Source organism: Mesorhizobium sp. M1A.F.Ca.IN.022.07.1.1, from assembly GCF_003997575.1.
Taxonomy (GTDB): Bacteria; Pseudomonadota; Alphaproteobacteria; order Rhizobiales; family Rhizobiaceae; genus Mesorhizobium.
Window position 1 is genome coordinate 1 of record NZ_RZST01000426.1, and the last position, 4,328, is coordinate 4,328.

Consider the following 4,328-nt stretch of genomic DNA (forward strand, 5'->3'; position numbering starts at 1 on the left):
CCTCCACGGTCGGCTCGGTCACTTCGATGCCGCCGCCGCCGAGATCGCGGACATTCTCCTGGATAACGATGGTATCGGCGCCTTCGGGGAGCGGCGCGCCGGTGAAGATGCGCACGGCCTCGCCCTTGCCGACAGAGCCGGTGAAGCCACGCCCGGCGGGGGCCATGCCGATCACGGAGAGCCGGGCCGGCGCCGAGGCTACGTCGGCGGCCCGTACGGCGTAGCCGTCCATCGCCGACGCATTGAAGGGCGGCTGGGTGCGCAGAGCCACCACGGGGTCGGCCAGCACCCGGCCGGACGCGTCGGCCAGCGGCACGCTTTCGCCTGGCAGCGCGGTCGCGCCGTCCAACAGGCGTTGGAGCGCCTCGGCGACCGGAAGCAAAGCCATGCTAAGGACCTACCTTGTAGTCGCCCGACTTGCCGCCGGTTTTCTCGACCAGCCTGATGCCGGAAATCGCCATGGCGCGGTCCGCTGCCTTGGCCATGTCGTAGATGGTGAGGCAGGCAACCGACGCCGCGGTCAGCGCCTCCATTTCGACCCCGGTCTTGCCGGTAACCCTGGCAAGCGCGGTGACCCTCAGGCCGGGAAGCGCGCGATCGGGCTCGATCTCGACGGCAACCTTGGTGAGAAGGAGGGGATGGCAAAGCGGGATGAGCTCATGCGTCTTCTTGGCCGCCATGATGCCGGCGAGGCGCGCCGTGCCAAGCACGTCGCCTTTCTTGGCGTCGCCGGCCAGGATCATCTCCAGCGTTTCCGGCTGCATGGTGACATACCCTTCGGCGATGGCCGTGCGCGTCGTCTCGGCCTTGCCGCCGACATCGACCATGTTGGCTTCGCCCTTGGCGCCGAGATGCGTAAGCGCGGGCATCCTCAAACGGCCTCGGCCGGCGCCTTGCCCGTCAGCAGAAGGGCGGTCGCGGCGGCCACGTCGGCCTGCCGCATCAGGCTTTCGCCAACGAGGAAGGTGCCGATCTTGCTCTTTGCCAGCCGGCGGCAGTCCTGATGGGTGAAGATGCCGCTCTCGCTGACCAGCAGCCGGTCGTCCGGGACCATGGCGGCAAGCCTCTCGGAAACGTCGAGGCTGGTTTCGAAGGTTCTCAAATCGCGGTTGTTGATGCCGATCAGCCGCGACGAGAGGCGAAGCGCGCGTTCCATCTCCTGTTCGTCATGCACCTCGACCAGCGCGTCCATGCCGAGATCGAAGGCCGTGACTTCCAATTCACTGGCCAAGGCGTCGTCGACGCTCGCCATGATGATGAGGATCGCGTCCGCGCCCCAGGCGCGGGCTTCATGAACCTGATACGGGTCGAAGAGGAAATCCTTGCGCAGGGCGGGCAGGCCAACGGCGGCGCGCGCTGCGGTCAGAAAGCCGGGCGCGCCCTGGAAGGACGGTGCGTCGGTCAGCACCGAAAGACAGGCAGCACCGCCTTGCTGATAGGCCCTGGCGAGCGCCGGCGGGTCGAAGTCGGCGCGGATCAAGCCCCTGGAAGGGCTGGCCTTCTTGATCTCCGCAATCAGCGCGAAGCCGCCGGCCTTCCGCTTGGCCTCAAGCGCCGCAAGGAAGCTGCGCGGGGGTTCCGCATCCTTGGCCTTCGCCTTGACCTCGGCAAGCGGCGCGCTGAGCTTTGCGGCGGCGATCTCATCGCGCTTGTAGGCTTCTATCTTGCGCAGGATATCGGACAAAATTCTAACCGTTCGAAATCTCGATGAGCTTGTCGAGCACCGCGAGCGCCCGGCCGCTGTCGATGGCCTGCGCTGCTGCCTCGATGCCATCGCCGAGCGTCGTCGCCTTGCCGGCCACCACCAGCCCGGCGCCGGCATTCATCAGCACGGTGTCGCGATAAGCGCCGGCAGCGCCGCCCAGCATATCGCGCAATGCCTTGGCATTGTAGGCCGCTTCGCCGCCGCGCAGATCCTCTTTGTTATGCCGCTTCAGTCCGACCGCTTCCGGAGTGAGGGTAAAGGTGCGGATCTCGCCGCCGGCGAGCTCTGCGACCTGCGTCTCGCCCGTGGTGGTGATCTCGTCATAACCGTCGCCGTGCACGATCCAGGCATGATCGGTACCCAGCGCCTTCAGCGTCTCAGCCACCGGCATGATCCATTCGGGCAGGAAGACGCCAACCATCTGCCGGCCGACGCCGGCTGGATTCGACAGCGGCCCGAGCAGATTGAAGATGGTGCGCGTGCCGAGCTCGCCCCGGACAGGACCGACATGCTTCATCGCCGGATGATGCGCTGGCGCGAACATGAAGCCGACGCCGGCCTCCTGGATGCAGCGGCCGATCGTCTCCGGTGCGATGTCGACCTTGACGCCGAGGGCCATCAGCACATCCGCCGCGCCGGTCAGCGAGGACAGGCCGCGATTGCCGTGCTTGGCCACCGGAACACCCGCGGCGGCGATGACGAATGCCGATCCGGTCGAAATGTTCACCGAGTGCGAATTGTCGCCGCCGGTGCCGACGATGTCGATGGCGCCGCGCGGGGCTTCGACGCGGAGCATCTTGGCGCGCATCGTGGCGACCGCGCCGGAGATCTCGCTCACGGCTTCGCCGCGCACGCGCAACGCCATCAGGAAGCCACCGATCTGCCCCGGCGTCGCGTCGCCCGACATGATGATGTCGAAGGCCTCGCGCGCTTCCTCGAAGGAGAGCGCGGTGCCGGTCGCGACCTTGGCGATATATGTCTTAAGCGCGCTCATCGTGTCTGTGCTTGGGAAACGGCGGCCGGATCGATACGAACGTCATATTGCGACTGCAGCTGCGCCACCAGCTGATCGAGCAGGTCGTCGGATATGCCGGCGCTGAAAGATTTCTGCGCGTCTTCCGGGACAGAGCTGCCATCGGCACCGGCAGGTTCGAAGACTTCGGCAACCTTGAACAGGATCTGACCGTCGCCGGTGGGCGAGGGGATCAGGCCCGTGCTGCCTTCGCCGACGCCGAACATGGCCGCCGCGCCCTCCTTGCCGAAATCGGCATCGTCGGCTTCGCGCTTCAGGCCGCGCTTGGTCTGCTTCTCGAGCTTAAGCTCGCCCGCGATCACGTCGAGCGTCGCACCGGCCTTGAGGCGCTTTTCCAACTCCCCGGCCTTGGCGGTGAGCCGCTTGTCGGTCTCGGCCGCGGTCCAGTCGGCCACCACCTTCTGGCGAACCTCGTCCAGCGTGCGGTCGCGCGCCGGCGTGATCGATTGGACTTCATAGAAAACGAAGCCGTTGGCGGCAGTGGTCAGGCCTTCATTCTCGGTGTTCGGCTCGGCCTCGAAGACGGCCTTGATGAGGTCCGCCGATTGCGGCAGGTCGTTGACGATCGTGCCGTCCGGCCGCTGGCCGGTGCGGTCGATGGCGTCGATGGTGACGACCTTGAGCTTTAGCTTGTCGGCCGCCTGGGCAAGCGAGGCACCGGAAGCGCGGGTGTCCTCGTAGCTGTCGTGGACGTCGAGCAGGACGCGGCTTGCCTCGCCGAGCGCAAGATCCTTGCGGATCTGGTCGGACACTTCCGAAAGCGGCTTCACCACCTGCGGCTTGATCTCGGTGACGCGCAAGAGCACCGGGCCGAAGGCGCCCTGAACCACCGGGCTGACCTCGTTGACGTTGAGCGAGAAGGCTGCGTCGGCCACCGCCTTGTCGGCGATCTTGTCCTTTGCCAGCGTGCCGAGCACGGTGTCGGCCTGCGTCTTGCCCTCTGCGGTGACGATCTTGTCGAAGGTGGCGCCGGCCTTCAGGGAGTCAAATGCCGCCTTGGCCGCGTCCGGCGTCTTGAACACCAGCTGTTCGATGGTGCGCATTTCGGGCGTCGTATAGCGCGCCTTGTTCTTGTTGTAGTCGTCAGCGACCTGCTGATCGGTGACCGCCGTCGGGTCCATGATGTCCTGCGGCTCAAGCCGGATATAGGAGAATTTGCGGTATTCCGGCGCGGCGTAGTTCTTCTTGTTGGCTTCGAAATAGGTTTTCAGCGCGCTGTCGGACGGCGCCTCGATCGGCTGGACGAGTGTCTTCGGCAGGACGAGATAGTCGATCGTGCGGTCCTCGCCGCGATAGAGCGCGACCGCCTTCAGGAAGGTCTGCGGCGCCTTGAGGCCGTCGGAAATCGCCTCGACGATCTGTTGGCGGACCGCCACCTGCGAGCGGTTCTTCAGATAGTCCTCGGGTCGCATGCCGATCTGGCTCAGCAGATATTCGAAGGTCCTGCGGTCGAACTGGCCGCCTGGACCCTTGAAGGCCGGATCCTCGCGCGTCAGCTCGGCCAGCCGGTCCTTGGAAAGGCCAAGCCCGAGCTTGCGAGCCTGCTCGTCGAGAACGGCGCCGGAGACGAGCTGCGCCAGGACCTGGTTG

At 66.1% G+C, this 4,328-nt stretch carries 4 protein-coding genes and 1 pseudogene; all 5 read right to left on the bottom strand.

Going from position 1 to position 4,328, the window contains the following annotated elements; translation table 11 throughout:
- Positions 1 to 388, bottom strand: a pseudogene (locus tag EOA75_RS29565) (molybdopterin molybdenumtransferase MoeA); the annotation flags it as partial.
- A gap of 1 nt (position 389) precedes the next feature.
- Entirely contained in the window at positions 390 to 869 is a 480-nt protein-coding gene (gene moaC / locus EOA75_RS29570) for a cyclic pyranopterin monophosphate synthase MoaC (RefSeq protein ID WP_095825377.1), read from the bottom strand.
- Between the two features lie 2 nt (positions 870 to 871).
- The gene (gene trpC / locus EOA75_RS29575; RefSeq protein WP_206517058.1) at positions 872 to 1,687 is read right to left on the bottom strand and encodes an indole-3-glycerol phosphate synthase TrpC; all 816 of its coding nucleotides are present in this window, start codon (positions 1,685 to 1,687) and stop codon (positions 872 to 874) included.
- 1 nt (position 1,688) lies between these two features.
- On the bottom strand, positions 1,689 to 2,699 hold the full coding sequence (gene trpD, locus EOA75_RS29580; RefSeq protein WP_067319924.1) for an anthranilate phosphoribosyltransferase: 1,011 nt from the start codon (positions 2,697 to 2,699) through the stop codon (positions 1,689 to 1,691).
- On the bottom strand, positions 2,696 to 4,328 hold a 1,633-nt coding region (locus tag EOA75_RS29585; protein ID WP_127325810.1), incomplete at its 5' end, for a peptidyl-prolyl cis-trans isomerase. The genes trpD and EOA75_RS29585, both read right to left, overlap by 4 nt.